The sequence below is a fragment of the Algoriphagus limi genome, assembly GCF_024919275.1.
Lineage (GTDB): Bacteria > Bacteroidota > Bacteroidia > Cytophagales > Cyclobacteriaceae > Algoriphagus > Algoriphagus limi.
Genome location: NZ_JANWGH010000002.1, coordinates 867,709 through 868,599 on the forward strand (window position 1 = coordinate 867,709; position 891 = coordinate 868,599).

Sequence of the window (891 nt, forward strand, 5' to 3'; positions counted from 1 at the left end):
ACCGAGTTTACGGTGACGTTCCCAGGCTTGACCGACTTGTTGGATGAGAATGACGAGACCTATGAGTTGACCATCGGCGGGGTGACTGCCACCGGTACGATTACCGATGATGATACAGCAGCGCTTAGTGTAACAAAGACACAAATTGGAGGTCTGAATCCAGTTACTGCTGCTGGTCAAATTATTACCTATGAAATTGTTGTTGAGAATACAGGCTCTGCTATCCTGACCAATGTTGTCGTAAGTGATGATCTGGCCGGTAGCGCTACGTTAATCGGTGGTGATGATGTTAATCCTGGAGTATTGGATATAGGAGAAATCTGGACTTACAGTGCTGCCTATACAGTAACTCAAAATGATATTGATTCTGGATTAGATCTGATTAACACAGCTAGTGTTACTACTTTTGAATTACCTACTCCTTTAGAAGATAGTGCTTCAACCGGAGTCTCCCAGACGGCCGAGTTGACCGTAACCAAGACAGCCGATGTAACGACTTACGATGCGGTAGATGATGTAATCACCTACACGATCACGGTTCAGAACACCGGAAATGTGACCTTGACGAATGTTTCGGTAACCGATCCATTGACCGGACTGGATGAAACCATCGCAAGTCTTGCTCCTGGCGTGACCGAGACCTACACAACGACTTACACGATCACCCAGGCGGATCTGGATGCGGGTAGCGTGGAGAACACGGCGACCGCGACCGATGGAACGACCACGGGCAGTGATACCGAGACGGTGACGGCGGATGAGCTTCCTGAGTTGACCGTAACCAAGACAGCCGATGTAACGACTTACGATGCGGTAGATGATGTAATCACCTACACGATCACGGTTCAGAACACCGGAAATGTGACCTTGACGAATGTTTCGGTAACCGAT

At 48.5% G+C, this 891-nt stretch carries 1 protein-coding gene; it reads left to right on the forward strand.

Features of this window, described 5'->3' with window-relative positions; translation table 11 throughout:
• A partial coding sequence (locus NY014_RS12180) for a DUF7507 domain-containing protein (RefSeq protein WP_435520635.1) occupies positions 1–891 on the forward strand: 891 nt, incomplete at both ends.